Genomic DNA, 24,242 nt, shown 5'->3' on the forward strand with positions numbered 1-24,242 from the left:
TTCAGGTTCGCGTTCTAGGGTTCCAGCACAATCAGCATCGAAGACAGCGCCACCGTGCCGGGAATGCGCTGATCGCTTTCCTGACGGATGCTCAAGCGCACCGGTGTACGCCCGTCCACCTGATAGGGGATATCCGCCTGGAAAGGCGTGTGGCTCAAATCGCCTGTGGGCGCTTCCACCGTGATCTCCTTCGAACCCACCACGCGGCCGCTTTCATCAATCAGCTCCAGGATCACCGGCTTGGCGTTCACCGGCCGCGCCAACCCCAACACCAACAGCGTCCCCCCTTTGATCTCCTGATCCCGATACGGGTAACGGAACAAATACGGCTCCAAATCCAGCACCGAGGGGGTGATCTCGTTGTCGCCCACCTTCAGCAGAATCAAGTCCACCGATGAGATGGAGATGGCCCGCCCGAAGGTGTCGTTGATGCGCATCTCCAGCCGCGCCGTCTCGGCCGCCGCGCTGATGTCAAACGTCATCATGTGCGAAAGCCAAAAGCGCCGGTTAATCAGCGCGCGGTAATCCAACACCGCCTCGCTGACGGTGCGTGCATCTTCGCCGATCAGACGCAGGTTCACATAGCCGTCGTCCCCCGGCTTGATCATGGCCTCCACCCGAAATGGGGAAGACACCTTGGAGAACAGGCCTGGGCGGGTAATGCGCAGGGTCTCATACGGCGGCGTGGGGGTAAAGGTGACCGTGGGCGTCTTGGTGATGGTGCGCGTACGTGTGGGCGCCTTGGTCAGCGTGGGCCAGCGCGTACGCGTGGCCGTGCGCGTGAAGGTTGGCGAGCGCGTGGGGGTGGGCGAAGGCCCGTCCGTCACCGTCACCGTCTCGCTGGGCTGCGGCGAAGGGGTGAGCGTATCGGTGGGGATGGGGGTGTCCGTGGGCGGCACGGGCGTATCGGTGGGCGAGGGGGAAGGCGTGGCCGTGGGGGTGGCGGTCTCCGTCACCGTGGCCGTGGCCGTCACCGTGGGGGTGGGCGAGATGATATACGCCAGCAGTTCCTGGGCGGGCGCGCAGCCCCCCAGCGCCGCCGTCCCCAGCAGCAAAGCCCCCACCGCCCACCGTCCCACCATCCGCCGCAGATCCATCGCGTCCTTCTTCCGTCTAAGCCAACGCCGGAACGACTTCCTGCGCAAAGCGCCGCATGGCGCGTTCGCGCTCGGCATGGGTTTCCGCTTCAAAATGGATCAGCGCGTAGTTCATCCCCGCGCTTTCATACGCGCGCAGTTGCTCGGCCACCTCTTCCGGCGCGCCGTGTAAAGATGCCTCAGGCCGCTCGAAATTCAGGCGCAGCCGCAGGCACACCGTGAACGGCCGCCGCGCCAGCATGGTGCGGTAGGGCCGCAGCGCCCTAGCCAGCTCTTCGGGCGGGCGGGCGTTGGGATGCCACCCGTCCCCCAGGCGCAAGGCACGCTTCAAAGCTACCGGTGCATCCCCCGCCACCCACAGCGGCGGCCCCCCGGCCTGAACCGGCTGGGGTGAGAACACCAGATCTTCAAATTGATAGTACTTGCCAGAATACTGCACCACCCGTCCCCCCCGCCACAGGCTGCGCAGCACCTGCACGGCTTCATCCATGCGCTTGCCGCGGTCCTGAAAATTCGCGCCCAGGTTGCGGAATTCCCCTTCAGACCAGCCCACCCCCACCGCCAGCAGGGTTCGCCCGCCCGAAAGCACATCCAGCGTGGCCAGCGCCTTGGCCACCTCCACCGGGTTGCGCTGCGGCAGCACCAGCGAAGAAATCCCCAGGCGAATGCGCGCGGTCAGCGCCGCCAGATACCCCAGGCTGCTCACCGCCTCAAATAAATGTCCAAAACGTTCCGCGTCCGCCTGCGGCAGCGCCAAATGATCCGTCAACCAGGCCGAATCGAACCCCAGCCGCTCCGCCGCCAGCAGGCAGTCCACCATGCCCAGGCGCGTCGCGCCGTTGCCAAAGGAGGGCAAGATCACGCCAAATTTCATCGTGACTCCGTTTTTTTACAGCCCGTACAGTTCGCCGAACTTGCCTTGCAGGTAGCGCAGGTACGGCTGCGGGTCAATCTTTGAGCCGGTCACTTTCTGAATCAATTCCTGCGGCTCAAACATGGCCCCATACTGGTGCACATGTTCGCGCAGCCAGCCCAAGAGGGCCGCAAACTCGCCGCGCATCATCTGCTCTTCCAGATCGGGGATGTCCTGCTGAATCTTTTCCCAAATCTGCACCGAAACCAGGTTGCCCAGGGCATAGGTGGGGAAATAGCCCATCATTCCGCCGGACCAATGCACGTCCTGCAGCACGCCCAGGCTGTCGTTGGGCGGGGTGATCCCCAAATAATCGCGCATGCGCTGGTTCCAGGCCTCCGGCAAATCTTTCACCGCCAGCGAGCCTTCCAGCATGGCGATTTCCAGCTCCAGGCGCAGCATAATGTGCAGGTTGTAGGTGGCTTCGTCCGCCTCCACACGAATGAGCGAAGGGGCCACTTTGTTGATGGCGCGGTAGAAGGTATCCAGGCTCACATCCCCAAACTGCGCCGGGAAAGCGCGCTGCAGGCGGGGGTAGAAGAACACCCAAAACGCCTTCGATCGCCCCACCAGATTTTCCCACATGCGCGACTGCGACTCATGCACCGCCATCGAAGCCCCATCCGCTAACGGCGTGCGCCGCAGCGAGTGGGAAATGCCCAACTCATACAGCGCGTGCCCGCACTCGTGCATGGTTCCGAACAGCGCCGGGTTCAAGAATTTGGGGTCAAAGCGCGTGGTGATGCGCACATCGTCCAGCCCAAAGCTGGTGGTAAAAGGATGCACCGAACGGTCTTGGCGGCCGCGCTCGAAGTCATACCCAAAGCGCTGAATCACCTCCACCCCAAAATCCCACTGGGCCTGCTCGTCAAAAGCCTGGAACAGCAGACGGTCGTCCACCTCAGGCTTCTCGCGGATGGCCTGAATCAGCTTCACCTGCTGCGTGCGCAGGGTGGCGAAAATGGCTTGAACCTCCGCAGTCTTCAGTCCCGGCTCATAAATATCCAGCAGGGGGTCATACACATGCGTGTAGGGTGCAAAGAAGCCGGCATACTGGCGGTTCAGTTCCAGAATTTTCTCCAGGTGCGGGCGAAACACGCCAAATTCGTTGTTGGCCTTGGCTTTTTCCCAGGCGCTCTGCGCCACGGTGGTGGCCCGTGCAAATTCCGAAACCCAGGCCGCCGAAACCCGTGTGTGCTTCTCATAATCGCGCCGGGCCACCTTCACCAGGCGCGCCTCCAACGAATCTGGGGCCGCGTCCAACCCGCGCAGTTCATCCAATAATCGCCCCAGTTCCTCCGAGGTCGCCCGCTGGTGGGCCAGCCGCGCCAGCGTGGCCAGTTGATCCCCGCGGTCTTCGGCCCCTTTCACCGGCATGTTCACCTGCTGATCCCAGCCCAGAACCGCCTGTGCGCGATTCAGGTCGTAGATTTCTCCCAAAAGGTCTTTTAATTGTTCCAGCTTTGCGTTCATACGTCGCCCTCATCGTTTCAAAGAGTTGTCCATTGGATAGAGATGATTGTACCCTAAAACCATCCCGCCCGCACCTGGGCTTGATCCTCTGCATCATCTGCGGATAAAAGCAGCCCCCCTGGTTGTGCGCCAGGGGGGGGCCGGCTATTTGCCGTCTTTGCCTTTCAGGTAGCGGTCAAACCACCCGCTGATGCTCTTCAGGCGCACAATTTTTCGGTCGGTACGCCCTGTGCGTGACAGGCCGTGCGGCTCCTCCGGAAAGAGTACCAGTTCCGTATCCACGCCCAGCTTCTTCAAAGCCACATACACCTGCTCGCCCTGTTCCGGATCGCAGCGCATGTCCATTTCATTATGAATCACCAGAGTCGGCGTGCGCGCGCTGCCCAAATATTTCACCGGTGAGCGGTCCCAGGCCACCTCAATGCTTTCGTAGGGCGCGCGGCCGTCCAACTCCGTTTGGAACCACCAGTTAAAGTCGCTGGAGCCCCACATCGAAACGAAATTGCTCACCGAACGCATGCTCACCGCGGCGGCGAAACGTTGGGTGTGGCCGATGATCCAGTTGGTCATGTAGCCCCCGTAGCTGCCGCCCAACACGCCCATGCGCTGGCTGTCCACATAGACTTTTTGCGCCAGCAAATCGCTGAACGCCATCACATCCGTGTAATCCGCCGTGCCCCAGCGGCCGTTGCTGATGGCTTCGGCGTGCTTTACGCCGTATCCGCTGCCGCCGCGCGGATTGCTGAACGCGACCACATAGCCCTGTGCCGCCAGATAGTAGAACTCATGCATAAAGAAATAGCCGTACTGTGTCACCGGCCCGCCGTGAATTTCCACCAGGCAGGGGTATTTACGCCCGGCTTCCATCCCTGGCGGCTGCACAATCCAGCCCTGCAAATCGTTGCCGTCCGGCCCCTGAAACCACACATCTTCCACCGTGCCCAGGTCAATTTCCTTTAACCAGTCCTGGTTCAGATGGGTCAGCGCGCGCTCTGGGCGGCTGCCGTCCATCTCGCGCACCCACACCTGACACGGATCCTTCAGCGTCCCCAGGGTGTAGGCCAGCCGCCGGTGGCGCTCATCCAGGCTGAATTCCACCACCACCCCCGGCACATCCACCACCGCTTCCTTGGCCCCGTCCGCTGTGTTAAAGGCCCACAGCGCCGTGCGCCCGTGATAGGCTGCCTGCACGTACAGCCGGCTGCTGTCCGGTGACCACACCGGCGGCTTCTGGCGTGCCCCACCCACGTCGTTGATGGTGGAGGCGGAAATAAACACGTCCTGTGCCGCACTCACACAGCGCGCCGGGCCGCTGCCGTCCGCCGGAACCACCCACAAGCCGTCCGGCTTCCAGGATTCGTTCAGCCCTTCGCGGCCAATATAGGCGATCCATTTTCCGTCCGGCGACCAGCTGGCCTGTGCTTTGGGGCCGGTGGGCGTCTCCACCTTGCGGACGGCGCCGCTGCGCACCTCCAACACCCATAGCTCCACACGGTCGGGATCAAAATCGGGGTCGGGCTGGCGGTTGGAGAAAAAAGCCAACTCTTTCCCATCCGGCGACCACACCGGCCCGGTTTCATCATAAACGGCTCCGTCAGTCAGTTGGCGAACCCGCCCCGTGCGCGCATCGATCAGCCACAGGTGCATGCGCTCCTGCGGCAAATAGCCGTAGTTATCCAGCTTGTAAAACACGCGCGTGTAGCGCCGCGAAACTACCCCCAGCTTTTTCTTTTGCTCGTCCTGATCGCGCTCCACCGCCTCGGCATCTTTTTTGCGGAACTCGCACACGATCTGCGTCCCCTTGGGCGACCAGGCAAATTCGCCAAACTCGCCCTGCATCTGCGTCAGCGGCCGGGCTTCGCCGCCGTCGGCGGGCATCACAAACAACTGGGCTTGCTTCTCGTCCAGACGGTTGGAGGTGAAGGCCAGCTGCCCCCCATCCGGCGACCAGTGCGCCTTGCCGTCCACATGCTCCCCCACCGTAAAGGGGACCGCCGCGCCAGTTTCCAGGCGCAGCATCCACAAATTGGTGAATTTCTTCTCCGTTTTGCGCTCCACCCGCTGCACGCCAAAAACCACCCGTTCCCCATCCGGAGAAATTTCGCTGCTGGTGATCACCTGCAAACGGTACAGGTCCTCAGCGGTTATCAAACGACGATTGGTCATGCGTTTCATCCCTCCCAAAACCCCGCCCCGCCCAGGGCGAAGCACGGTTTTAGCCGGTGTGCCCGGAATAACATTTCTTTCGCTGTCCGCGGTTGACAGACAGCCCCGATAAGAATATTATAGATCAAGTCAGCACTCTCCTGGGAGGATACCCATGCAACTTGCGGTTGGCCAAAAAGCGCCCGATTTCAGCCTCCCCAGCCATCTGGGGAAAGACATCAGCCTGTGTGAGCTGCGCGGGAAAAACGTCGTCCTGGCGTTCTTCCCCCTGGCCTGGACACCCATATGAACGAGCCAGATCCCGTCCTACGAGGCCAATCTGGCCAAGTTCGCGGGATTAAATGTCCAGGTTCTGGGCATCAGCGTAGATCACGTCCCCTGTTTACAGGCCTGGGCCAACAGCCTGGGCGGCATCTCCTACCCCCTGCTCAGCGATTTTTGGCCGCACGGTACCGTTGCCGAAAAATACGGCGTTCTGCGCCCCGACGGGTTCTCGGAACGCGCCATCTTCATCATTGATGCGCAGGGCATCCTGCGCTACATTGACGTGCATGATATCGGCGAACAGCCCAGCAACCAGGTGCTCTTCGAAGAACTGGCCAAATGCGACCCGGCCATCGCCGCTGCCCTGCGGGCTGAACCCAGCCAGGATGAGCCCCTGCCCCACGGCGGCGTGGTCATGTACTGCACCGCCTGGTGCCCCGACTGCAAACGCGCCCGCGCCTGGCTGCGCTCGCACAACATCCCCTACACCGAAGTGGATATTGACGCCAACCCCAAAGCCGCGGCACAGGTGCGGCAGTGGGCCAACGGCAACCAGACCACCCCCACCTTTGATATTGACGGCCGCATTGTCGTAGATTTCAACGAAGACCAACTGCGCGAGCTGCTCAAGATCCGCTGATCACCGCCTGCCGCTTCCAGCCAGGTCCAACCGCATCCCGCAGCCCCCCAGACCTGCTGCCTTGCATTTACCGCCCGTGCAAAGGAACCCTGCCCTATGCCCACTCCCATCGTGGAAACCCGCAGCCTGACGTACCGCTACGGCGACTTTTTAGCCGTGAAAGACCTCAGCTTCCACATTGAACCCGGTGAGGTGTTTGGTCTGCTCGGCCCCAACGGCGCGGGCAAATCCACCACCATCTCCATGCTCACCTGTCTGCTGCCGCCTACCTCCGGTTCTGCCGTCATCGCCGGGTTGGATGTCGCCCGTTCCGCCGCCGAAGTCAAGCAGCTCATCGGCGTTGTTCCTCAGGATCTAGCCCTCTACCCCACCCTCTCGGCCCGCGAAAATCTGCGCTTTTTCGGCGAATTATTCGGCCTGCGAGGCAAACCGCTGCGCGACCGGGTGGAAAGCGTGCTGGAATATGTGGGCATGACGGAGCGCGCCAACGACCCCATCAAATCCTACTCCGGCGGCATGAAGCGCCGCATCAACCTGGCCGTCGGGTTGATCCATTCCCCGCGCGTCCTCTTTCTCGATGAACCCACCGTGGGGGTAGACCCGCAGAGCCGCAATCACATCTTTGAGAGTGTGGAACGCCTCAACCGTGAAGAAGGCATGACCATCCTCTACACCACGCATTACATGGAAGAAGCTGAGCGCCTCTGCCGGCGCGTGGCCATCATGGACCGCGGCGAAATCATCGCCCTCAACACCCCCCGCGAGCTGATCGCCATGCTGGGCGGCGGTATCCTGCGCATCGGCCTCCCACAGGCCGACCCCGCCGTTGCCCAGGCCGTCCAGGCCTTGCCGCAGGTGCGCTCCGCCGCTTTTGAACCCGACGGAGTTTCTCACAAGGCCGTCCTCAAGGTGGAGACGCGCAGCGCCAACCCGGCCCTGCTGGAGATTATCCAATTGTTTAACCAGCAGGGGCTGGAAATCCTTTCCATGGAAACCCTGGAACCCAACCTGGAAAGCGTTTTCCTGCACCTCACCGGCAAATCGCTTCGCGCTTAGGAATGCGGCATGAACCTCCTGGCTATCCTCAAAAACGATTTGCGCCAGCTCACCCGCGACATCCCCCAGCTGGCCGTCCTCTTCCTCATGCCCCTGGCCTTCATCCTGCCCATCGGCTTTGCCCTGGGGGGCGGTGACGGCTATGGGCTGCGGTCGGATAACCGCCGCATCTCGCTGCCGGTGGTCAGTTACGACAGCGGCGCATCCGCCGAAGAACTGCGCGCGTCGCTGGAAGAAAGCTTCATGGTTGAGAACTGGTTCACTGCCCAGCAGATTGAAGCCGCCGGGTTGGCCGCCGACCCCGACTGCCAGACCCCCGGCCCGGCCTGCTTTGAGCGCACCGCCCGCCGCATGGTGGGCCAGCAGCAGCGCTCCGCCCTGATCATCATCCCCGCTGATTTTTCGCAGCGCATCGCCGACGGCCAAAAAACCGAAATTACCCTCGTCTACGACCCCGGCGGCGATTCCACCCGCCTGATGCAAATAGAGGGTGTGCTCAAAGGCGCGGCGGTCAAGCTTTCCGTCACCCATTCGGTCAACGCCGGCTTCGACCAGCTGCAAAGCCTGTCCGCTGTGGCCCCTGAAGAGATGCAGACCGAGCTGGAAGACGGCCTCAACACCCAGCCCGCCGCCGATCAGCAGCCCGCCATCCGCCTGGAAACCGTGCAGCCCGCCAACTACACCCTCAAAAAACTGCCCGACACCTTCCAGCAAACCATCCCCGGCTACACGGTGATGTACGTCTTTTTCCTGGTGGACTACCTCTCCGGCGCGGTCCGCGATGAAAAGCGCAACGGCACCTTCAAACGCCTGCTCTCCATGCCCGTTCGTCCGGCTTCTCTGCTGGGCGGCAAGCTCCTGGCGGCCTTTGTCATCGGCATGCTGCAAGTGCTGGTCATGTTCGCCATCGGCGCGGCGGTGTTTGGCATGAACCTGGGCACGCAGTACTTTGCCCTCTTCCTGCTCACCGCCGCCCTGGTGTGCGCCGCCACCGCCATCGGCCTGGCCGCCGCCACGGTTCCCGGGCTGTCGTCGGGTCTGGTGCCCATGCTTATCATCGCCGCCCTGCTGGGCGGGTGCATGTTCCCCATTGACCTCATGCCGCCCTTCCTGCGCACCCTCAGCCATCTGGTTCCCCACAGCTGGGCGCTGGAGGGTTTCCTCGCGCTCATCGTGCGCGGCCAGGGGCTGTCCGCGGTTCTGCCGCAAATCGGCGTGCTGCTGGCCTTCGCCGCCGGGTTCTTTTTCCTGGCTGTGCGCCGCTTCGATTTCGAAGACTGAGGATTGATGCCTATGCTCACGCAAATCTGGGTCATCGCCCGCAAAGAGCTTCGCCTGTGGCTTCAGCAGCCCGCCAATCTGGTGGTCATCCTGCTGGTTCCCTTTCTGTTCATCTGGATCATGGGGGCCGTCTTCGGTTCGTCGGGCATGCCCACCGTGGCGGTCTTCGCCGTCAATCTCGACTCTGGCACCAACGCGGCCCGCGTCCTCAGCGCCCTTCAGGATTCCCCCAATCTGGAAGTGCAGTTGGTCAGCGACCGTGCCGAGGCCGACCGGCGCGTGGGTCAGGGGGAGCGCATGGCCGCCGTGGTCATTCCAGCGGGCTTTTCCGAAGCCGTGCTCACCGATTCCGGCGCGGCCTTGGAGCTGATTGTAGATCCCGCGCGCAATGAGCGCGCCTCCATCGTCACCGGCTTGGTCAACGCCGCCCTGGCCCCCCAACTGGTGGATGCCGAAGTGGCCCGCGGCGTGAACCGCGGCATCGCCTCGCTGCTCACCTCGCAGGATAACCTGGCGGGTATGGAAACCGGCGTATTGCAGGAGTTCCTCACCGCCGCCTTCCAGGGCGTGGTGGCCTCGCAAGTGCAGTCAGCCGTCGAAGACCCGCTGGTCTCGTTGAATTTACAGCCCGTGGGGGAAGGCCCGTCTACCGAGAGCCTGCCCTCCCTGATGGAATTCCTGGTACCGGGCTACACCCTGATGTTCGCCTTCTTTCTGGTCAGCCAGTTGGCCACCACCATCGTGGAAGAGCGCGCCGAAGGTACTCTGCGCCGCCTGCTGTCCACCCCGGCCAGCAAGGCCGCCATCCTGGCGGGGAAATTCCTGCCCTACGCGGTCATCGCCAGCCTGCAAATTCTGTTTGTGTTTTTCGTCAGCAGCCTGTTCTTTGATTTCTCCCTGGGGTCTTCGCCCCTGGCCCTGGCCGCCGTCATCCTGCCCATCGCCGCCGTCATCGCCGCCCTGGGCATCCTCATCGCCGCCCTGGCCCGCACCACCGGCCAATCCAGCGGCCTGACCATTCTGATTGTCCTCATCCTGGCCATCGCATCCGGGGCCATGTCTCCCAATATTGCCGTCCCTGGCCTGCAATGGCTGACCCCGCATTTCTGGGCCATTCGCGGCTTCCAAAACATCATCACCCGCGAGATGGGTCTGTCGGGCGCGCTGCAGCCCGCGGCGGTGCTCACCGGCATGGCCCTTTTGTTCTTTGGGCTGGCCGTGTGGCGCTTCCGCTTCGAAGACTAGCCGCCCTGGCAGGAACCCTATGGTTGATTCCATCCTCATCCGCGGCGCACGGCTTCACAACCTGAAGAACCTGTCCGTGGCTATCCCCAAAAACCAGTTGGTGGTGCTCACCGGCCTGTCTGGCTCCGGAAAATCTACCCTGGGGTTAGACCTCCTGCTGAAAGAAGGTCAGCGCCAATATCTGGAATCCCTGGGGATCTTGCCCTACGGTTATTCAACCCCGCCGGTCGAATCCATCACCGGCCTGTCGCCCGCCGTCAGCCTGGATCAATATCTCACCCACCAAAGCCCGCGTTCCACGGTGGGAACCGTCACGCGGGTGTACACCTACCTGCGCGTGCTGTACGCCCGCCTGGGGCGCCGCCCCTGCCCGGCCTGCGGCGCGCTGTCTGCCCCGCCTCTCGACCCCTCCTCGTTCTGCCCCGACACCGAAGAACCCGACGGCGAGCCTGCCGAGACCCAGCCCACACAAAGCTTTCCCTGTCCGGCCTGCGGCGCGCCGGTTCCTGAGCTGAGCATGGCGGCTTTTTCATTTAATAAACCCGAGGGCGCCTGCCCCGCCTGCACCGGTCTGGGAACCCTGCTGCTGCCCAACCTGGAGCGTCTGGCCGACCCCCGGCGCAGCCTATTGGATGGGGCGGTCGAGGATTGGGACGCTTTCCACACCCAATATCACCTGTCCATCCTGCGCGCCGCCGCGGCTCATTACGCCGTCCCGCTGGACCTTGCGCTGCCCATTCAGGATTTCTCCCCTGCTCTGCACGACCTGTTTTTCTTCGGTGTCGAAAGTCCCCAGTTCAGCCGTCATTTCCCCCAAACGCCGCCCCCGCGCACAGTGCGTCAGGGGCGCTTTGAGGGCCTGGCCACCGCGCTGCTGCGCCGCTATGCCCAGCACATTCACGACCCCCGCTATCTGCAAAAGCTCTCCGGCCTGCTCACCATTCAAACCTGCCCGGAGTGTGAGGGCAGCCGTCTGCGGCCTGAAAGCCGTGCCGTGGTGCTGCACAACGAAACCATCATCTCCCTGTCGCGCCTGCCCCTCAGCCAGTTGGCCGTCTGGCTGCGCCAGCTCAGCGTGCATCTCTCCCCCACCGAAAGCCAGGTCGTCGCTCCCCTTCTGGCCGATCTGCAAGCCCGTCTGGAACACCTGCTGGAAGTGGGCGTATCCTACCTGACCCTTGAACGCACCTCACCTTCCCTCTCCGCGGGCGAAGCCCAGCGGCTGCGGCTGGCCTCTCTGCTGGGGTCGCCGCTCACCGGTGTGCTCTACGTCTTTGATGAACCCACCCTGGGCCTGCATCCGCGCGACACCCTGCCCCTGCTCTCCTTGCTGCGCCGCCTGCGCGATTTAGGCAACACCGTGCTGGTGATCGAGCACGACCCCCAGTTCATCGCCGCGGCGGATCATATCATTGACCTCGGCCCTGGGGCGGGCAAACACGGCGGGCAGGTGGTGGTTTCCGGGCCGCCCTCCAAAGTGCTTTCACACCCTACCTCGCTCACCGCCGCCTACCTTTCGCACCGTACCGCCATCCCTGTGCCCGCCCACCGGCGCGAGACCACCGCCGCCGTCCTCACCGTGCGCGGCGCGCGCGCCAACAACCTCAAAAACCTCACAGTCTCCTTCCCCCTGGGTCTCTTCATCGCCGTCACAGGCGTTTCCGGTTCCGGAAAGTCCACCCTGGTGATGGACATCCTCGACCGGGCCTTGCGCCCCTCGGCATCGCCCACCGCCCCGCCCCCCGGCGCGCACCTATCCATTGAGGGCGCGGAGCAGATTCAAAAAGTCATCACCCTCGATTCCTCCCCCCTCAGCCGCGACCCGCGTTCCAGCCCGGCCACCTACACCGACCTGCTCTCCCCCCTGCGGGTGGCCTTTGCCTCTACCCCCCAGGCGCGCCGTTTGGGCCTCACCCCGCGCCATTTCTCCTTCAACCTCCCCGGCGGGCGCTGTGAACACTGTCAGGGAGCGGGTTTCCTGCCCGTTTCCATGCATTTCCTGCCCGACGTCAACGTGCTCTGCCCGGCCTGCCGCGGACGGCGCTTCACCCGCCAGGTGCTCTCGGTGGAATACAACCAGCTGAACATCGCCCAGGTTCTGGAGATGACCGTGGACGAGGCCCTGCCCCTCTTCCAAAACCTGCCCACCGTGCACAGCCGCCTGCAGGCCCTGGCGGATATCGGCCTGGGTTATTTGCAGCTGGCCCAGCCGGCCCCCACCCTCTCCGGCGGAGAGGCTCAACGCCTGAAACTGGCTAAGGAACTCAAGCGCCGCCCTTCCGCCCACACCCTCTATTTGCTGGATGAACCCACCACCGGCCTGCATCTGGCCGATACCCACCGCCTGCTGCGCATCCTCCACCGTCTGGTGGACGCGGGCAGCACAGTTATCGTCATCGAGCATAATCTGGATTTGATCAAAACCGCCGACTGGGTGATTGACCTCGGCCCCGAAGGCGGTGCGGCGGGCGGGCAACTCGTGGCCCAGGGCACGCCCGAACAGGTGGCCCAGACCCCCGGCTCCTACACCGGCCAGGCCCTGCGCCTGCTGCTCGACAAAATTTCTTAAACCCCCTATCCCCCCAATTGGCTGTATACTGGATCACATGGACACAACCACCGCATCCACCTGGGTAGAAGTTGATTTAGCCGCGATTCGCAGCAATGTGCGCGCCCTCACCCGCCTCACCAGCGCCAAAGTGATGGCCATCGTCAAAGGCAACGCCTACGGGCACGGCCTGGTTCCGGTTGGACAGGCCGCCCTGGAAGGCGGGGCCGCCTGGTTGGGCGTGGCCCGCCTGGAAGAAGCCCAGCAGCTTCGCGCCGGCGGCGTCCGCGGCCCCATCATGGCCATGACCTACACCCACCCCTCCCGCGCCGGGGCGGCCGCCGCCGACCAGATCACCCTGGCCGCCTACGACCCCGATCTGGCCCGTCAGCTTTCAGCCCAGGCCCACGCCCTGGGCGTAACCGTGTCCGTGCACGCCAAAGTGGACACCGGCATGAGCCGCCTGGGCGTCATGGCGGAAGACGGGGTAGAGTTCCTCCGCCTGCTGCGTTCCCTCCCCGGGCTGGAGGTCACCGGCCTCTTCACCCATTTTGCCCGCGGGGACGACAAAGATCATCCCGCCAATTTTAAGCAGTTGGAACGTTTCCAGGCCCTGATCAGCGCCCTGGAGGCGGCCAATCTGCGCCCGCCCACGGTGCACTGCTGCGCCACGGCGGCGACTTTCTTCATGCCCCAGGCGCATTTTGACATGGTGCGTCCCGGCATCGCCATCTACGGCTTGCAGTGTTCCGACGATGCCCGCCTGCCGGGTGATTTCCGCCCGGCCCTCACCTGGAAAGCCCGTCTGGTGTCGGTCAAGACCCTGCCCGCCGGTCAGGGGGTGGGCTACAACTACCGCTACACCACCCAAAGCGAAGAGCGCGTAGGCGTCATCGCGGCCGGCTACGGCGACGGTTTCCGCCGCCGCACAGGCAATTTTGCCCTGCTGGGCGGCAAGCGCGTCAACGTGTTGGGCGGCATGTGCGCGGATCAGTGCATCATCAGCCTGCAGGAGCTGCCCGAGGCGCGCGTGGGCGACGAAGCCGTGCTTATCGGCCGCCAGGGGCAGGCCGAAATCCCCGCCGAAGAGGTCGCCAAAGCCTGGAATACCACCAATTACGAGGTGGTGTGCGGCATCACCGCGCGCGTCCCGCGCTTTTACCGCTAGAATCCCCTCTGCGCGGCCTCCCAAGCGGGTCAATCCCATTTTGGGGGCCGTGTTTTATCGGCTGTAGGAACGTTTGCGGCAGTCTGCGCGTCTTATAGGGTAGAACTCATCGAAAGCGCTGCCCTCCGCACCCGCGGCGCGTTGTGTGAATCCTGTTCAGGCTGTGTAGGAAAGGTGGTTCCCCATGCACTCAACCCCCCGCCGCTTTTTAAGCCAGAATATCTTCCCCGCGGTAAAAGCTCTTCTCTTCGCCGCCGTGGGGGTCTCCATGCTGGTCAGCTGCGCCATGCCGGCTGTCCCTGCCGCCCCCCAACCCGTCCCCATTGAATCAAACGCGTCTCAACCCTCTGGAGGTGAAGCGTTGACCACTCAGTCCCCCAGCCCGGAGCCATTTCAGGTGAGCGAAGGGCAGCCCCAACCCCAACCCACGCCCACAGCTGCGCCGGTGGAAAGCCAACCCTTGGAAGCAGCGGATGTGCAGGCGCTCTTAGGGCGTCTGCCGGCTCTTGTTTCGGAGTCGGGAGACACCCAGGATTTCCGTCTGGCCCAGGGGCCGCTGCCGCCGCCCCGCAGCGGTGAGACCACCGCCCAACCCTTCCCCCCCAGCGATTCCCCCCAGACCGCTCCCACCGTGGAAGCTGGCCCGCTGGAGGTGCTGCGCTATTCTCCCGAAGGGGAGATTTCTGTCGCCCCCTTCCTCAGCATCACCTTTAACCAGCCGATGGTGGCCCTCAGCACCCTGCAACAGCTCTCTGAGAAAGAGGTTCCCGTCCAATTGGAGCCGCCCCTGCCCGGCATCTGGCGTTGGGTCGGCACCAAGACCCTCACCTTTGAATACGAATCAGATCAGATTGACCGCCTTCCGAAAGCCACCCAATACCGCGCCACCGTCCCCGCAGGAACGCGCTCGGCGCAGGGGGGGCAGCTGGCCCAGGCCGTCACCTGGACCTTTTCCACGCCCCCGCCCAAGCTGATCACCAGCTACCCCTCCGGCGTCCCCCAACCCGCCGATCCGCTCTTCTTCATCGCCTTTGACCAGCGCATCGACCCCCAGCAGGTGCTGGCCGTGCTCAAAGTACAGGCTGGCGGCCGCAATGTGGGGATTAAGCTGGCCGGTGAAGAGGCGGTGCGCGCCAACCCCCAAACCGCGTCCCTCCTGAAAAACACCCCCGAAGGCCGCTGGCTGGCTTTTCAGGCCCAGGAACCCCTGCCCCTCGACAGCACCGTCAGCGTCACCATCCCCGCGGGCACACCCTCTGCCGAAGGCCCCCTGCGCACCGCCCAGGATCAGTCGTACCAATTCAGCACCTACGCCCCGCTGAAAATTCTGGAGCATGGGTGCAGCTCCTACGAAGAAGAATGCCGCCCGCTGACCCCATTCTTTGTGCGCTTCAACAACCCGCTGGACAGCAGTGCCTTTCAGGACGGCTTTCTCAGTATTTCCCCCGAACTTGCCGGGGTCTCGGCCAACATCTACGGCGACACCCTGCAAATTCAGGGCGACACCCGCGGCCAGACCACCTACACCCTCACCCTCTCCGGCCAGATCCAGGATGTGTTTGGGCAGACCCTGGGGAAAGACGCCGTCTTGAAAATCAAAGTTGGCAAGGCTTCACCCATCCTGGTCGGCTCGCAGCAAAATTTCATCACCCTCGACCCCGCCGCCAGCAAGCCGGTCTTCACCGTGTACACCATCAACATGCGCCAGCTGGACGTGCAGATCTACGCCGTGCGCCCCAACGATTGGCCTGCCTACCTGGCCTACCAGCGCGAATACAGCCGCAATGAAGGCAAAGCCGTTCCCCCCGGCCGGCGCGTGTTTGATAAAGCTGTCAATGTGGAAGCCGCCGCGGATGCGCTCACCCAGGTGGATATTGACCTGAAGCCCTACATGGACGGCGAATTCGGCCATTTTATTGTCATCGTCCAGCCCCATAAAACCCTCTTCAGCCCCCGCAACTATTGGGAAACGGTGCAGTCCTGGGTGCAGATCACCCAGATCGGCCTGGACGCGGTGGTGGATCACTCCCAGATGGTCGCCTGGGCCACTGCGCTGAAAGACGGCTCCCCCCTGGCTGAGGTTAAGATCAGCGCGGGGTCCGGAGCGGCCGTGGCCGCCACCGGCAGTGACGGCGTGGCCTCCTTCCCCATCCCCGACGGGGCCGCCTACCTGGTGGCCAGCCAGGGCAGCGATCAGGCCATCCTGACCCGCTCCGGCTATTACTGGGATGACAGCACCTGGGCCACCCGGCCGGTGTTGGACGAGCTGCGCTGGTACGTGTTTGACGACCGCCAGATGTACCGCCCCGGCGAGGAAGTCCATATCAAAGGCTGGCTGCGCCGCATCGGCGGCAAACAGAACGGAGATGTCAGCCTGCCGGGTGAGGCGGTCAGCGCCGTCACCTTCACCATCACCGAGCCGCAGGGCAACCAGATTGGCACGGGTCAGGCCAATGTCAACCCGCTGGGCGGCTTTGATTTCACCTTCACCATCCCCCAGGCCGTCAATTTGGGTCAGGCCTACATCAATCTGCAGGCTCAGGGCGGCCTGGGCAACCTCAGCAATACCGCTTTCGGGCACGGCTTCCAGATTCAAGAATTCCGCCGCCCCGAATTTGAAGTCACCGCCCGCAACGAAAGCTCGGCCCCTTACTTCGCCGGAGAGAGCGCCGTGGTCGCCGTGGAAGCCAAATACTACGCCGGAGGCGCTTTGCCCAACGCGGAGGTCGTCTGGCAAGTCAGCAGTGCCCCCGGCAGTTACAGCCCACCCAACTGGCCCGATTTCACCTTCGGCAGCTGGACGCCCTGGTGGTATTACGGCAAGGGCGGCCCCTACGGCTACGACGGCCCCAATTTTGACCAGTCCCAAACCTTCACCGGCCAAACCGACGCCTCCGGCACCCATTTCCTCAAGCTGGATTTCGGCTTTGACACCCAGCCCCGCCCGCGCACTTTCACCGCCCAGGCCACGGTCATGGATGTCAACCGCCAGGCCTGGACCAGCCAGACCTCCCTGCTGGTACACCCGGCCAACCTCTACGTTGGGCTGCGCACCCCCAGCTACTTTGTCAAGCGCGGCATCCCCCTGGATGTGGATATCATCGTCACCGATCTGGACGGCAAACCGGTGGTGGACCGCCCCGTGGAAGTGCGCGCCGCCCGCCTGGAATGGAAATTCAGCGGCGGCAGCTGGCGCCAGCAGGAAACGGATGTGCAGACCTGCCGGGTCGGCTCCGCCAGCGAAGCGGTGCGCTGCACCTTTGAGACCCCGCTGGGCGGATCCTACCAAATCACCGCGCAGATCAGCGACGAGGCCGGCCGCCTGAACCAGACGCAGATCACCCGCTGGGTCAGCGGTGAAAAACGCCCGGCCGCCAACCGCGTGGAGCAGGAGAGCGTCAGCCTCATCCCCAACCAAAACACCTACCAGCCCGGCGACACCGCCGAAGTGCTGGTGCAGTCGCCCTTCAGCCCCGCCCAGGGCCTGCTCACCGTCAGCCGCTCCGGCATCCTCTACACCGAATCGTTTGCCATCACCGATGGAACCGCCGTCCTGCGCATCCCCATCCGCGATGAGCACATCCCCAATTTGAATTTGCAGGTGGACCTGACCGGCTCCGCCCCGCGCACGGATGAGCGCGGCGAACCCATTTCCGATATCCCCGCCCGCCCGGCCTACGCCCGCGGCGAATTAACCCTGGACATCCCCCCCGTCCAGCGCACCCTGACGGTGGAAGCCCAACCCGAACAGGCTGAGATCGAACCCGGCGCACAGACCGCCGTGTCGGTGACCGTGCGCAGCGCGCAGGGACAGCCGGTGAAGGGCGCGGAAGTGGCTGTGTTTGTGGTGGACGAGGCCGTTTTGGCCCTCAGCCAATACACCCTTCAGGACCCCCTCAGCCTGTTCTACAGCCACCGCTCCAGCGATACCGAAAGCTACTACACCCGCGCCAGCGTGCTGCTGATTGACCCCCGCGCCCTGGCCCAGCAAGCCCAGGCCGAACGGGAGATGAAAGCCGGCGCAGGGGTTCCCATGCCCGCGGCGGCCCCCATGGCCACTATGGTGGCTGAAGCTGCCCCGCAGGATATGGCTTTCGATGGAGCAAACGCCGCCCAGCCCGTGCGCATCCGCGTGGATTTCAACCCCCTGGCGGTCTTTGCCCCCACCGTGCAGACCGACGCCAACGGGCAGGCGCGTGTGCCCTTCACCCTGCCCGACAACCTCACCCGCTACCGCATCATGGCCGTGGCGGTGGAGGACGGGCGCAATTTTGGCACGGGCGAAGCCAACCTCACCGCCCGCCTGCCGCTGATGGTGCGTCCCTCGGCCCCGCGCTTCCTCAACTTCGGCGACCGCTTTGAGCTGCCCGTGGTGCTGCAAAACCAGACCGACAGCGACCTGAGCGTGGATGTGGCCCTGCGCGCCGCCAACCTGACCCTCACCGGCAGCGCCGGATACCGTCTGACCGTCCCCGCCCGCGACCGGGTGGAGGTGCGCTTCCCCGCCGCCGCCGTGCAGGCGGGCACAGCCCGCTTCCAGGTGGTGGTCGCCGCCGGAAGCTACAGCGACGCCGCCGAAGGCCAGTTCCCCATCTACACCCCCGCCACCACCGAAGCCTTTGCCACCTACGGCGTGGTGGATCAGGGGGCCGTCTACCAGCCGCTGGAAACCCCGCGCAGCGTCTTCCCCCAGTTCGGCGGCCTGGAAATTAACACCTCTTCCACCGCCCTGCAGGCCCTCACCGACGCCGTCCTCTACCTGTCCTCCTATCCCTTCGAGTGCAGCGAACAGCTCGCCTCACGCGTCCTCGGCATTGCCGCCCTGCGCGATGTGCTCACCGCCTTCAAAGCCGAAGGGCTGCCTGCCCCAGCCGATTTGGAAGCAGCTGTGCAGCGCGATATTGACCGCCTGAAAGGCATGCAGAACGGCGACGGCGGCTTCCCCTACTGGCGCCGCGGGCAGGAATCCATCCCCTTCAACACCATCCACGCCGCCCATGCCCTGCAGCGCGCCCAAGACAAGGGCTTCACCGTCCCGCCCGAAATGCAGGCCGCAGCCCTGATGTATTTGCAGCAGATTGAGAACTATTACCCGTACTGGTACGGCGAGCAGACCCGCCAGACCCTATCGGCCTACGCCATGTACGTGCGCGCGCTGATGGGCGACCGAGACACCCCCAAGGCCCTCAAGCTGCTCGACCAGACCGCCGCCGAGAAAATGAACCTGGACACCCTGGGCTGGATCTGGGGAACCCTGGCGGGCGACCCTCAGGCGGCCAGCCAATTGGAGAAAATCCGCCGCGAGGTCAATAACCGCGTGGTCGAAACCGCCGGGGCGGCCAACTTCACCACCGCCTACGATGACCAGACCTACCTGCTGCTGGCCTCCGACCGGCGCACGGACGCCATCCTGCTGGACGCCCTCATCCGCGACACGCCCCAATCCGACCTGATCCCCAAGGTGGTCAACGGGCTGCTCAGTCACCGCACCGCCGGACGGTGGGGCAGCACCCAGGAAAATGTCTTTGTGCTGCTGGCCCTCGACCGTTACTTTAACACCTACGAAGCCCAAACCCCCGATTTCGTGGCGCGCATCTGGCTAGGCGAAGGCTACGCCGGCAGCCACGAATACCGCGGGCGCACCACCGAACGCCAGGAGACCACCATCCCCATGCAGTACCTGACGGATGCCGCCGCGGGCAGCCTGCAGAACCTGGTATTGAGCAAGGAAGGCGCCGGACGTTTGTATTACCGCCTGGGGCTGCGCTACGCCCCCACCGACCTCAACCTGCCCGCCGCGGATCAGGGCTTTGTGGTGCAGCGGGTGTATGAGGCCGTGGACGACCCCGCGGATGTGCGCCAGCAAACCGACGGCTCCTGGGTCATCCGCGCCGGAGCCAAAGTGCGCGTGCGCATCACCCTGGTGGCCGATAACCGCCGCTACCACGTGGCCCTGGTGGATCCCCTGCCGGCGGGGCTGGAGATTTTGAACCCAGCCCTGGCAGTCACCGCCGACAGCGCCGTAGACCCCATCAGCCAGGAATCCCAACGGCGCAGCTGGTGGTGGGGCCCCTGGTACGAGCACCAGAACCTGCGCGATGAACGCGCGGAAGCCTTCACCAGCTTGTTATGGGACGGTGTCTATACCTACAGCTACATCGCCCGCGCCACCACCCCCGGCCAGTTCGTGGTTCCCCCCGCCAAGGCCGAAGAAATGTACTCCCCTGAGGTCTTCGGGCGCAGCGCCAGCGACCGCGTCACCGTGCAGTAAACCTGGTTCCCTCTTAAACGCACAGGGGCTGCCCAACACAACGGGCAGCCCCTGATTTTTATCGCACAGCCTGAAAACCTCAGCGGTTTAGGTGCCTTCCTGCCAGGAATTCAGATAACGCACCTGCTCATCGGTCAGGGTGTCAATGGCCACACCCATCGCCAGCAGCTTAATGCGGGCGATCTCGCGGTCAATTTCTTCCGGCACGGAGTAGACCTTGCGCTCCAGCTTCTTGCCGTTCTTCACCATGTATTCCAGACCCAGGGCCTGGTTGGCAAAGGACATATCCATCACGCTGGCCGGGTGGCCTTCGGCCGAAGCCAGGTTGATCAGGCGGCCTTCGCCCAAAATGTGAATGCGGCGGCCGTCTTTCAGGTCGTAGGCTTCCACGAAGGGGCGCACCAGCGATTTGGAGACCGCCATCGCATCCAGCGCCGGGATGTTGATCTCGACGTTGAAATGGCCGGAGTTGGACACAATCGCGCCGTCTTTCATCACCTCAAAATGGTGCTTGTCAATCACGTTCAGGTCGCCGGTCACCGTGCAGAAGATGTCGCCAATGCGGGCGGCTTCTTCCATCGGCATGACGCGGAAACCGTCCATGACCGCTTCCAAAGCCGGCATGGGGTCCACTTCGGTGACGATCACGTTGGCGCCCAAACCGCGCGCGCGGCTGGCCAGCCCGCGGCCGCACCAACCGTAGCCTGCCACCACGAACACCTTGCCCGCCAGGAGCATATTGGTGGCGCGGATGATGCCGTCCAGGGTGGACTGGCCGGTGCCGTAGCGGTTATCAAAGAAGTGCTTGGTCATGGCGTCGTTGACCGCGATCACCGGGAATTCCAAAGCCCCGTCCGCCGCCATCGCGCGCAGGCGGATCACGCCGGTGGTGGTCTCTTCCGTGCCGCCGATCACCTGGGGCAGCAAATCACGGCGGTCTTTGTGCAGGGTGCTGACCAGGTCGGCGCCGTCGTCCATGGTGACATGCGGCTTGTGATCCAGGGCAGCGTTCAGGTGCTTGTAATAGGTGACGTTGTCTTCGCCCTTGATGGCAAACACGGGAATTTCGTTGTGCGACACCAGCGAAGCAGCCACATCATCCTGGGTGGAAAGCGGGTTCGAGGCGGTCAGCACCACATCGGCGCCGCCGTCGGCCAGGGTTTTGATCAAATTGGCGGTTTCAGCCGTGACGTGCAGACAGCCCGAAACACGCACACCCGCCAGCGGGCGTTCTCGCAAAAAGCGCTCCCGAATCTGGCGCAGCACGGGCATCTCACGCTCAGCCCACTCGATCCGGCGGCGGCCGCCTTCGGCGAGCTTGCTATCTTTAATATCGTAGTTCGACATTCAGGTTCCTCCAGGGCCGCAGCCCAAAACTAAGTAGATCTTATAACAAGACGTCTAAGGCGCCTTGATCATCAAAATAGGTGCGAAACCGCGTCACAAATTCGGTGCGGGTGTAGCGGTGATTTTGGGTTCCGGCCTGCTCCAGGCAGTACGTGGCCGCCAACGCGCCCACTTTACCAGCCAGTTCCCAACCCAACCCCAGCCGCAGCCCGCGCAGGAAACCGCCGCGGAAGGCATCCCCCACGCCGGTGGGGTCCGCCGTGGTCACGGGCGCCACCGCAGGGACATCGTAGGTCTGCCCCTCGGTATGAATGCGCGCGCCGCGTTCCCCCAAGGTCACCACCAAAAGCTGCACCTGCTTGCGGATGTCTGCCGCGCTCATGCCGGTATGCTTTTGGATCAGCTCAAATTCATACTCGTTGACAAACACGGAATAGGCCCCTTCCACACCCTTGCGCAGCGTCTCGCCGCTCACGCGCACGATCTGCTGGCTGGGGTCATACAGGTAGGGGATGCCCAGGGACACGCATTCATCCACCAGCACTTCCATCGCCCGCGGGTCGTTGGGCGAAATCACCACCAGTTCGGGCTTGTTGGGCACATCCCGCAGCGACAGTTCGCTGGCGTTGGCCATGGCGCCGGTGTAAAAGCTGGCGATCTGGTTGTTGACCTTATCGGTGTTGGCGAAGAAAGAGGCGGTGTATTTATCGGGGATGATCTTGATCAGGCTGGTGTCAATGTTCTGCGCCTCCAGCCAGGCGCGGTATTCTTCAAAGTCAATCCCGGCCGTCGCCATGATCTGCGGCCGCTCGCCCAACAGGGCCAGGGTGTAGGCAATGTTAGGGGCCACGCCGCCGCGCTGCCGCACCATCGAATCCACCAGGAAAGACAGGCTGATGGTGTCTAAGCGGTCGGGTAAGATATGTTCCCGAAAATAGCCGGGGAACGTCATCAAATAATCATAGGCGATGGAGCCGGTACATAAAATGCTCATAGGACTGTTCCGTTTTTCATCCAAAAGTTATGCGGCAGGCCGCACAAACCGCGGCAGGTGCTCCACAAACGGTGGGTAGACCACACCGTTTTCGGTCACCAAACCGGTCAGCAAATGGTTGGGGGTCACATCAAAAGCAGGGTTGCGCGCCTGCGCATCCGCCGGTGTCACCCGCTGGCCCTCAAATTCCAGACCCAAAACTTCCATCGGGTCGCGTTCTTCAATGGGGATCAAATCTCCGTGCGCCAGACTCAAATCCACGGTGGAAGTGGGGAAAACCGAATACACCGGCACATGGTTGCTGTGGGCCGCCAGCGCCAGCATGTAGCTGCCGATCTTGTTGGCCACGTCGCCGTTGGCCGTCACCCGGTCTGCGCCGAAGAACACCTTCTGCACCTGACCGCTGCGCAGGAAATGGCCTGCCATATTGTCGCTGATGATCTCGTAGGGAATGCGGTACTGGCTCAGCTCCCAGGCGGTCAGCCGTGCACCTTGCAGGCGCGGACGGGTCTCGTCCACCAGCACATGCACGCGCTTGCCCTGCTCGTGGGCCATGCGGATCACCCCCAGGGCTGTGCCCCAATCCACCGTCGCCAGCGCGCCGGTGTTGCAGTGATGAATGATCGTGTCGCCGTCTTGAATCAGCTCCGCCCCAAAGGTAGAAATGCGCCGGTTGACTTCCACATCCTCATCCGCCATGCGCTCCGCCACGGCCACCACCTGCTCGCGCAGTGCAGCCGCCGAGCCGCGCGCCGGCTGACATTCAGCCAGCACACGCTGCACCGCCCAGGCCAGATTCACAGCCGTGGGGCGGGCGGCGGTCAAAAGTGCCCCGGCCCGTTCCAACTCCGCCCACAGCGCGTCCGCGCTGTCGGTGCGCGCCCGCAGCAGGGCCAGCGCCATGCCGTAAGCCGCCGAAACGCCAATCGCCGGAGCGCCGCGCACGGTCATATTGCGGATGGCCTCGGCGGTGTCTTCAGCGGTGCGGCAAATGACCCGCTCGAAGCGGGCCGGTAAAATGCGCTGATCAATCATGATCATTTCGCCAGATTCAGCATTCCACTCTAAGGTTCGCATGTTTCATACCTTACACTAAAAAACGCCCTCGGCTGAGAGCGTCGAAGATCGCCTCTGTTAGTTTAACATGCAATTCCTGGTTTGTCAAAGCCTACTCCCCGCCGGTCGCCGCTGCAAATCCGCAATCGGGTGCAATTTTTAAGGATTCCGTATTGGAATTCTGGACGGAAACGCGCTATACTAAAGAAAATTATTCTTTTTGGATAATCATTCTCTAAACATGACCGATTCTGAAATCCGTTACCAATCCCTCCTCCACAAATTGCAGCAGCGCGGCTGCCGCCTCACCTCGCACCGTCTGGCTTTGGCGCGCCTGCTCTCCATTTCCGAAGGCCACCCCAATGCGTCTCAACTGTACGAAACCCTGCGCACTCAGTTCCCCACCATCAGCCTGGCGACCATCTACAAGACTCTGACCCTCTTAAAAGAAGAGGGCGAGGTGCTGGAAATTGATCTGCACAGCGACAGTCACTACGACGGCAACAAGCCCTACCCCCATCCCCACCTGATTTGCAGCCGCTGCGGGGCCATCCTCGACGGCGACTCTGTGCGCAGCCTGACAGCCCTCAACCAGGAGATCGAACAAACCTACGGCTTCCATATCTCCCGCTACCAGCTGGTTTTCTACGGCGTGTGCCAGAGCTGCCTGCAGGCCGAACGCAGTGCATAGTTATTTTTTTAACATAATTGGAAAATGATTTT

The 24,242-nt window shown here is 63.2% G+C and carries 15 protein-coding genes and 1 pseudogene; 9 read left to right on the top strand and 7 right to left on the bottom strand.

The window, feature by feature from the left end; translation table 11 throughout:
* Positions 1 to 14: 14 nt before the first annotated feature.
* The 4 genes from ADN01_RS19415 to ADN01_RS16295 all read right to left on the bottom strand — a co-directional run bounded on the left by ADN01_RS19415 (position 15) and on the right by ADN01_RS16295 (position 5,649).
* Positions 15 to 1,097 carry a hypothetical protein gene (locus tag ADN01_RS19415; protein WP_075071287.1) on the bottom strand — a complete coding sequence of 361 codons (1,083 nt, stop codon included), beginning with the start codon at positions 1,095 to 1,097 and terminating at the stop codon, positions 15 to 17.
* 16 nt (positions 1,098 to 1,113) lie between these two features.
* Complete coding sequence (locus ADN01_RS16285) at positions 1,114 to 1,971, bottom strand: TIGR03619 family F420-dependent LLM class oxidoreductase (protein ID WP_062419105.1); 858 nt, start codon at positions 1,969 to 1,971, stop codon at positions 1,114 to 1,116.
* Between the two features lie 15 nt (positions 1,972 to 1,986).
* Positions 1,987 to 3,483 (bottom strand): carboxypeptidase M32, encoded by a 1,497-nt coding sequence (locus tag ADN01_RS16290; protein WP_062419106.1) that lies wholly within the window; start codon positions 3,481 to 3,483, stop codon positions 1,987 to 1,989.
* Between the two features lie 144 nt (positions 3,484 to 3,627).
* Complete coding sequence (locus ADN01_RS16295) at positions 3,628 to 5,649, bottom strand: S9 family peptidase (RefSeq protein ID WP_160318452.1); 2,022 nt, start codon at positions 5,647 to 5,649, stop codon at positions 3,628 to 3,630.
* 154 nt (positions 5,650 to 5,803) lie between these two features.
* Between ADN01_RS16295 and ADN01_RS20150 the strand changes: the two are divergent.
* The 8 genes and pseudogenes from ADN01_RS20150 to ADN01_RS16335 form a co-directional block, all read left to right on the top strand.
* A pseudogene (locus tag ADN01_RS20150) lies at positions 5,804 to 6,151 on the top strand (redoxin domain-containing protein); the annotation flags it as partial.
* Positions 6,152 to 6,196: 45 nt separating this feature from the next.
* Positions 6,197 to 6,553, top strand: a complete 357-nt coding sequence (locus ADN01_RS19945; RefSeq protein WP_062419108.1) for a glutaredoxin family protein — start codon at positions 6,197 to 6,199, stop codon at positions 6,551 to 6,553.
* Positions 6,554 to 6,649: 96 nt separating this feature from the next.
* Entirely contained in the window at positions 6,650 to 7,609 is a 960-nt protein-coding gene (locus ADN01_RS16310) for an ABC transporter ATP-binding protein (RefSeq protein WP_062419109.1), read from the top strand.
* Between the two features lie 9 nt (positions 7,610 to 7,618).
* The gene (locus ADN01_RS16315; protein ID WP_062419110.1) at positions 7,619 to 8,890 is read left to right on the top strand and encodes an ABC transporter permease; all 1,272 of its coding nucleotides are present in this window, start codon (positions 7,619 to 7,621) and stop codon (positions 8,888 to 8,890) included.
* Between the two features lie 12 nt (positions 8,891 to 8,902).
* Positions 8,903 to 10,135, top strand: a complete 1,233-nt coding sequence (locus ADN01_RS16320) for an ABC transporter permease (protein WP_062419111.1) — start codon at positions 8,903 to 8,905, stop codon at positions 10,133 to 10,135.
* 19 nt (positions 10,136 to 10,154) lie between these two features.
* On the top strand, positions 10,155 to 12,704 hold the full coding sequence (gene uvrA, locus ADN01_RS16325) for an excinuclease ABC subunit UvrA (RefSeq protein WP_062419112.1): 2,550 nt from the start codon (positions 10,155 to 10,157) through the stop codon (positions 12,702 to 12,704).
* Between the two features lie 37 nt (positions 12,705 to 12,741).
* Entirely contained in the window at positions 12,742 to 13,851 is a 1,110-nt protein-coding gene (gene alr, locus ADN01_RS16330) for an alanine racemase (RefSeq protein WP_062419113.1), read from the top strand.
* A gap of 184 nt (positions 13,852 to 14,035) precedes the next feature.
* Positions 14,036 to 20,122 carry an alpha-2-macroglobulin family protein gene (locus ADN01_RS16335; RefSeq protein ID WP_152974031.1) on the top strand — a complete coding sequence of 2,029 codons (6,087 nt, stop codon included), beginning with the start codon at positions 14,036 to 14,038 and terminating at the stop codon, positions 20,120 to 20,122.
* Between the two features lie 87 nt (positions 20,123 to 20,209).
* On the opposite strand, the gene ahcY is transcribed toward ADN01_RS16335, so the two are convergent.
* From ahcY to mtnA, 3 genes are read right to left on the bottom strand one after another with little or no spacing between them, the layout of a single operon-like run.
* Positions 20,210 to 21,469, bottom strand: coding sequence for an adenosylhomocysteinase (ahcY, locus tag ADN01_RS16340; protein WP_062419115.1), 1,260 nt, complete (start codon positions 21,467 to 21,469; stop codon positions 20,210 to 20,212).
* Positions 21,470 to 21,509: 40 nt separating this feature from the next.
* Positions 21,510 to 22,463, bottom strand: a complete 954-nt coding sequence (locus ADN01_RS16345) for a carbohydrate kinase family protein (protein ID WP_062419116.1) — start codon at positions 22,461 to 22,463, stop codon at positions 21,510 to 21,512.
* 27 nt (positions 22,464 to 22,490) lie between these two features.
* Positions 22,491 to 23,540: an S-methyl-5-thioribose-1-phosphate isomerase gene (gene mtnA, locus ADN01_RS16350; protein WP_062419117.1), complete on the bottom strand. Its 1,050-nt coding sequence runs from the start codon at positions 23,538 to 23,540 to the stop codon at positions 22,491 to 22,493.
* Positions 23,541 to 23,760: 220 nt separating this feature from the next.
* Here mtnA and ADN01_RS16355 point away from each other — a divergent pair, with 220 nt between their 5' ends.
* Positions 23,761 to 24,210 (top strand): Fur family transcriptional regulator, encoded by a 450-nt coding sequence (locus tag ADN01_RS16355; RefSeq protein WP_062419118.1) that lies wholly within the window; start codon positions 23,761 to 23,763, stop codon positions 24,208 to 24,210.
* Positions 24,211 to 24,242 lie beyond the last annotated feature (32 nt).

Source organism: Levilinea saccharolytica (genome assembly GCF_001306035.1).
GTDB classification, from domain to species: domain Bacteria; phylum Chloroflexota; class Anaerolineae; order Anaerolineales; family Anaerolineaceae; genus Levilinea; species Levilinea saccharolytica.